The sequence below is a fragment of the Bradyrhizobium sp. LA2.1 genome (assembly GCF_040547725.1).
GTDB lineage: Bacteria > Pseudomonadota > Alphaproteobacteria > Rhizobiales > Xanthobacteraceae > Bradyrhizobium > Bradyrhizobium barranii.
Genome location: NZ_JBEPQI010000008.1, coordinates 377,269 through 383,538 on the forward strand (window position 1 = coordinate 377,269; position 6,270 = coordinate 383,538).

5 protein-coding genes are annotated in these 6,270 nt (G+C 62.7%); 3 read left to right on the forward strand and 2 right to left on the reverse strand.

The window, feature by feature from the left end:
- Nucleotides 1–160 precede the first annotated feature (160 nt).
- The 3 genes from ABIB95_RS18840 (at nt 161) to uvrA (ending at nt 5,109) form a co-directional block, all read left to right on the forward strand.
- Nucleotides 161–925 carry an outer membrane protein gene (locus ABIB95_RS18840; protein WP_354241141.1) on the forward strand — a complete coding sequence of 255 codons (765 nt, stop codon included), beginning with the start codon at nt 161–163 and terminating at the stop codon, nt 923–925.
- Between the two features lie 145 nt (nt 926–1,070).
- A complete protein-coding gene (locus ABIB95_RS18845) occupies nt 1,071–1,826 on the forward strand; it encodes an outer membrane protein (RefSeq protein ID WP_354241143.1) in 756 nt (251 codons plus the stop codon).
- Nucleotides 1,827–2,130: 304 nt separating this feature from the next.
- Nucleotides 2,131–5,109 carry an excinuclease ABC subunit UvrA gene (uvrA, locus tag ABIB95_RS18850; protein WP_071913691.1) on the forward strand — a complete coding sequence of 993 codons (2,979 nt, stop codon included), beginning with the start codon at nt 2,131–2,133 and terminating at the stop codon, nt 5,107–5,109.
- A gap of 27 nt (nt 5,110–5,136) precedes the next feature.
- On the opposite strand, the gene ABIB95_RS18855 is transcribed toward uvrA, so the two are convergent.
- Entirely contained in the window at nt 5,137–5,835 is a 699-nt protein-coding gene (locus tag ABIB95_RS18855; RefSeq protein ID WP_354241146.1) for a hypothetical protein, read from the reverse strand.
- Nucleotides 5,832–6,173 carry a hypothetical protein gene (locus ABIB95_RS18860; RefSeq protein WP_354241148.1) on the reverse strand — a complete coding sequence of 114 codons (342 nt, stop codon included), beginning with the start codon at nt 6,171–6,173 and terminating at the stop codon, nt 5,832–5,834. Before ABIB95_RS18860 ends, ABIB95_RS18855 begins: the two co-directional genes overlap by 4 nt.
- Nucleotides 6,174–6,270: the final 97 nt, after the last annotated feature.

Consider the following 6,270-nt stretch of genomic DNA (forward strand, 5'->3'; position numbering starts at 1 on the left):
AAGGCCGGCCTTGCGCCGGCCTTTTTGTTTTCGCGCGTACGGCATGAGCGTTTGCGGACAAGTTCCATTTTTCGGCGCGCTGTGACCCTCCGGTGACAGACTGTCGCACCTCGAAGGTTGTATCGAAGATCGCAACAACTTTGGCCTTGGGGGGTCCGTCTTGAACAAGTTTATGCTTGCCGCCGCCGGCATAGTCGCGATGACCACGTCCGTTTCGGCGGCCGATCTGGCGGCGAGCCCCTACACCAAAGCTCCTGCCCCGATGATCGCCGTGGTCTACGACTGGAGCGGCTTCTACATCGGCGCCAACGGTGGTGGCGGCTGGAGCCATAAGTGCTGGGACATCGTCGCCAACATCCTCGGTGCGCCGGTCACTCCCCCCGCATCGGAGGGCTGCCACACCGCGACCGGCGGCGTGGCTGGCGGCCAGGCCGGCTTTCGCTGGCAAAGCGCGTCATGGGTGTTCGGCGTGGAAGGCCAGGGCGACTGGGCTCACCTTAGCGGCTCCAATGGACCGAGCCTGGCTGCCGGCGGCGTCGGCTCAGACCGCTCGAAGATCAACGCCTTCGGTCTCGTGACCGGCCAGGTCGGCTACGCCTGGAGCGATGTGCTGTTCTACGCGAAGGGTGGTGCGATGGTTGTGAGCGACAAATACGAAGGCTTCACCACCGCCACCGGCTTCGTGTTCGACAGGGCGAATGAAACGCGCTGGGGCGGAGCGGTTGGTGCTGGCCTCGATTTCGGCGTAACGCCCAACATCGTGGTCGGCGTCGATTATGTGCACGGCTTCATGGGATCGCGCGACAACCGCTTTACGTTCAACAACGGCACGTTCTCGCGCGCCGATCGGATCCGCCAGGACGTTGACATTGCAACGGCCCGCGTCAGTTACAGGTTCGGCGGCCCCCTCATCGCCAAATACTGATCTTCGCCTCCGACGTCATCGCGTTACGAAAGGCCGGCCTTGCGCCGGCCTTTTTGTTTTCGCGCGAGGGTGCACCCAACCGTCTTGGAGTCGTGAGGCGCGCGCAAGGCGTCCGCGAATGGCTTTGGCGAGTTGGGGACGTGACATGAAGACGTGGATGCTGGCTGCGGTCAGCCTGTTCGCACTTGGCGCGGTCGCGCCGGCTACCGCCGCCGATCTCCCGATCTACAAGGCGCCGACGGCCGCCGTTCCCGTCTACGACTGGAGCGGCATCTATGCCGGCATCAACGGCGGCGGCGGCTTGGCCCATGCCTGCTGGGGCGTGACCCGCGCGCTCGGCATCGCTGTCGATCCGGCCGTTGGCGAAGGCTGTCACAATGCGGGCGGTGGCACGGTCGGCGGACAGCTCGGTTATCGCTGGCAGAAGTCGCGTTGGGTGTTCGGCATCGAGGGCCAGGGCAACTGGGCCGACTTCAAGGGCAGCAATGTCAGCGTGGCGCTGCCGCTGTTCACCAACCAGACCAAGATCGACAGCTTCGGCCTGTTCACTGGCCAGATGGGCTACGCCGTCAACAACCTGCTCTTCTATGGCAAGGCCGGCGCCGCGGTGGCGCACGACAAGTACGACACCTTCGTCCCCGGCGTCCCGGCCGCGGTGTTCAACAGCGTCAACCAGACCCGCTGGGGCTACACCATCGGCATCGGCGTGGAATGGGGCTTTGCCGAGAATTGGTCGGTCGGCGGCGAGTACAACCATGTCTTCCTCGGCCATCACAGCGCCGACTTCGCAACGCTCGTCGGCGGCTTCGCCCAGCGCACCGACCGGATCGGCCAGGATATCGACATGGGCCTGATCCGCATCAATTACCGCTGGGGCGGCCCGGTCGTCGCCAAATACTGAGACAAAGCTTCCCACAGGAACCTCCAAGTCCTGATCATGTGCGGATTGCCCCAAATCCGCATTCAAACGCGAACGAAGGGCTGGCCTCGCGCCGGCCCTTCGCATGTTCCGGGGGCCCTGCTCCTGCCAGATGCCGCCAGCGCGCCAACAATCCGTTGACGATTCGCACACGCCACTGGAAATCCGTCCCCGTTCTTCCTACGTTCGCTGCCATACCCATCGGCGCCGATCCCGGTTCCGGGCGACGCGCGCCTTTTTTGTTGGCGCGATCGCGCACCTTTGGGATTCCTTGAGGGCAACTCGGATGGATGAAGTGATCAAGGCGAAGCGCCAACAGCAGAACGCGGGATCCAGCCTGCGCGCAATTACGATCCGTGGCGCGCGCGAGCACAACCTCAAGAATGTCGACGTCGAGATTCCCCGCGACAAGCTGGTGGTGTTCACGGGGCTGTCCGGCTCCGGCAAATCCTCGCTCGCCTTCGACACCATCTATGCCGAGGGCCAGCGCCGCTACGTCGAATCGCTGTCGGCCTATGCGCGCCAGTTCCTGGAGATGATGCAGAAGCCTGATGTCGACCAGATCGACGGCCTGTCGCCGGCGATCTCGATCGAGCAGAAGACGACGTCGAAGAACCCGCGCTCGACCGTCGGCACCGTCACCGAGATCTACGACTACATGCGCCTGCTCTGGGCGCGCGTCGGCGTGCCCTATTCGCCCGCCACGGGCCTACCGATCGAGAGCCAGACCGTCTCGCAGATGGTCGACCGCGTGCTGGCGCTGCCCGAAGGCACCCGCCTCTATCTGCTCGCGCCCGTCGTGCGCGGCCGCAAGGGCGAGTACCGCAAGGAGCTCGCCGAATGGCTCAAGAAGGGCTTTCAGCGCGTCAAGATCGACGGCACCTTCCATGAGCTCGCGGAGGCGCCGACGCTCGACAAGAAATTTCCGCACGACATCGACGTCGTGGTCGACCGCATCGTGGTGCGCGCCGACATCGGCCAGCGCCTCGCCGAAAGCTTTGAGACCGCGCTGAAGCTCGCGGAGGGCCTCGCCGTCGTCGAGTTCGCCGATGCACCTGCAGCGGCTGCGCCCGTCGAGGAGAAGAAGAAGACCGCAAAAATCCACGACAAGAGCGGGCCCGAGCGCATCCTGTTCTCGGAAAAATTCGCGTGCCCCGTCTCCGGCTTCACGATTCCGGAGATCGAGCCGCGCCTGTTCTCGTTCAACAATCCATATGGCGCCTGCCCGGCCTGCGGCGGCCTCGGCGTCGAGCAGCATGTCGACGAAGACCTCGTCATCCCCGACAAGGAGCTCCCCATCGGTAAGGGCGCGATCGCGCCCTGGGCCAAGTCGTCGTCGCCTTACTATATTCAGACGCTGACCGCGCTCGGCAAGCACTACAAGTTCACGCTGACCACCAAATGGAAGGATCTGCCGAAGAAGACGCAGAACGCGATCCTCCTTGGCTCGGGCGAGGACGAGATCAAGTTCTCCTACGAGGACGGCGTCCGCTCCTACGACACCAAGAAGCCGTTCGAGGGCGTCATCACCAACATCAACCGCCGCTATCGCGAGACCGAGAGCGAGTGGGCGCGCGAGGAGCTCGCAAAGTATTTCCACGACGTCCCCTGCGAGGGCTGCAAGGGTTTCCGGCTGAAGCCCGAAGCGCTCTGCGTCAAGATCGGCGGCAAGCATATCGGCGAGATCTCGGAGCTGTCGGTCAGGAAGGCCGGCGAATGGTTCGAGACCGTGCCCGAAGCGCTGAACACGCAGCAGAACGAGATCGCCGGCCGCATCCTCAAGGAGATCCGCGAGCGCCTCACCTTCCTGCTCGACGTCGGCCTCAACTACCTCACCCTGTCCCGCTCCTCCGGCACGCTGTCCGGCGGCGAGAGCCAGCGCATCCGCCTCGCCTCGCAGATCGGCTCGGGACTGACGGGCGTGCTCTACGTGCTGGACGAGCCTTCGATCGGCTTGCACCAGCGCGACAACGCGCGCCTGCTCGACACGCTGAAGCGCCTGCGCGACCTCGGCAACACCGTGATTGTGGTCGAGCATGACGAGGACGCGATCCTGCTCGCCGACTACGTCCTCGACATCGGCCCCGGCGCCGGCATGCACGGCGGCAACATCGTCGCCGAAGGCACGCCCGCCGAGATCATGCGCAACCCGAAATCTCTCACCGGCAAATATCTCACCGGCGAGCTCGAGGTCGAGGTGCCGGAGCGGCGCCCGCCGAACCATCGCCGCACCATCAAGGTGGTCAACGCGCGCGGCAATAACCTCAAGAACGTCACGGCCGAGATTCCGCTCGGCCTGTTCACGGCCGTCACCGGCGTCTCCGGCGGCGGCAAGTCGACGCTGCTGATCGACACGCTCTACAAGGCCATCGCCCGCAAGCTGAACAACGCCAGCGAAGGCGCCGCGCCCCACGATCGCATCGAGGGCCTCGAGCACATCGACAAGATCATCGACATCGACCAGTCGCCGATCGGCCGCACCCCGCGCTCGAATCCCGCGACCTACACCGGCGCCTTCACGCCGATCCGCGAATGGTTCGCCGGCCTGCCCGAAGCGAAGGCGCGCGGCTACGAGCCCGGCCGCTTCTCCTTCAACGTCAAGGGCGGCCGCTGCGAGGCCTGCCAGGGCGACGGCGTCATCAAGATCGAGATGCACTTCCTGCCCGACGTCTACGTCACCTGCGACGTCTGCAAGGGCAAGCGCTACAACCGCGAGACGCTGGAGGTCCTGTTCAAGGGCAAGAGCATCGCCGACGTGCTCGACATGACCGTCGAGGAAGCCGCCGACTTCTTCAAGGCGGTGCCGCGCGTGCGCGAGACCTTCCAGACCCTGCACCGCGTCGGCCTCGACTACATCCATGTCGGCCAGCAGGCGACGACCCTGTCAGGCGGCGAAGCCCAGCGCGTCAAGCTCGCCAAGGAGCTGTCGAAGCGCGCCACCGGCCGCACGCTCTACATCCTGGACGAGCCGACCACCGGCCTGCACTTCCACGACGTCAAGAAGCTGCTGGAGGTGCTGCACGAGCTGGTCGCGCAGGGCAATACGGTCGTCGTCATCGAGCACAATCTCGAAGTCATCAAGACCGCCGACTGGGTCATCGACCTCGGCCCCGAGGGCGGCGACGGCGGCGGCGAGATCGTCGCCTGGGGCCCGCCGGAGGATATCGCGAAGGCGCCGCGGAGCTATACTGGCAAGTTTCTGGAGCCGGTGCTGAAGAAGGCGCGGAAGCCGAAGCGGCGGAGCACGAGCGAGGCGGCGGAGTGATTGCTCAACGCTCTCACGTGCTACGAATTATCTAGATATTTCGCCGCTTGAGAGGGCTTGGATGATAACGGTTAACAGCTCCTGAGCCGACATCCCGGAGATCTCGAAACACACTTGCTCCAAATCTAGCGTGCAATACTGGCCTCTTCTTGGATTGAATAGGCCGACACTATCAAGGGCAAACTTGTTGGACGCCGCATTGAGCGCGGCGTACGTTATCGTCTGTCTGATGTCACTACTACGCACCGGACGTTCGACCGTCTTCACTTCAAAAAGCGTTTGACCAAAGATCACGTCCCCCTCAGAGGCATCGACATAACCGCACCCCGCGAACTGCGGCCTCAAAACAATCGGCCTAGACGCATTAAAGAATAGCTCCAGCCGATTAGTCAGCCTATCTACCTCTTGCTCCTCTTCGTCGCTCAATTCGCTCTGTATATCGAGCCCTTGAATGGCATACGGAGCGAGTCGGTTGACAGTATCCAACCAAGCAACCTTTTCATCGAAAGCGCTCTCGGCAATCTGTGCCTTCCTCCGCTCGACAAACAGTGAGAAAGCATACTCGGCGATAAGTGCGCGCCTACTTGTTGTATTCGAGGCCGGCATCGGCGGGTGCACGCGATCAAGTCCATTGAGGTTAAGCCGCCGAATGAAGTGCTCACACGTCGGAGTATTCGCGTGCCAGAATGCATTGTAAGAAATCGCGAACGTTGAGGCATCGATCATAAAGGGATATCCCAGTTGGGCTGATTGGCTTTCTGCCCCGCCCATCCCATAATGAATTTTTCAAACGGATTCAGCTCTTTACCAATATTTCGCCGCCAATGGTCGCCTTCGTCTTTCAATATATATGAGGCGACGATAAAGGCTCTCCGCTCGGGTCCGCTTAGTTCGCGAAAGCGATTTCTCCTGTCCGACAGCCAATACCACTCACCCCACTTTGCCAAGACTAGAATGACATCTCTACGGATAAGGGGCGACGTGCGCTCTTCATAAATCTGCTGGAGTAGTGCCTGATTGTCCGCGGTATTGGCATGAGCGAGTACTCTAATCGCGTAGCTCAAGTGTAAGCGCGATTTTCTCCGCACGGTGACGCCCGCGCTTTTGACGGATGGCCTTCGTATCGAGGGCGGCATCTGACCCGTTCAGGCAGCGGCGGTT

Excerpts from the sequence above, each read along its gene's own strand:
- ABIB95_RS18845 (WP_354241143.1), top strand. The coding sequence starts at position 1,071 with ATGAAGACGTGGATGCTGGCTGCGGTCAGCCTGTTCGCACTTGGCGCG.
- uvrA (WP_071913691.1), top strand. The coding sequence starts at position 2,131 with ATGGATGAAGTGATCAAGGCGAAGCGCCAACAGCAGAACGCGGGATCC.
- ABIB95_RS18855 (WP_354241146.1), bottom strand. The coding sequence starts at position 5,835 with ATGATCGATGCCTCAACGTTCGCGATTTCTTACAATGCATTCTGGCAC.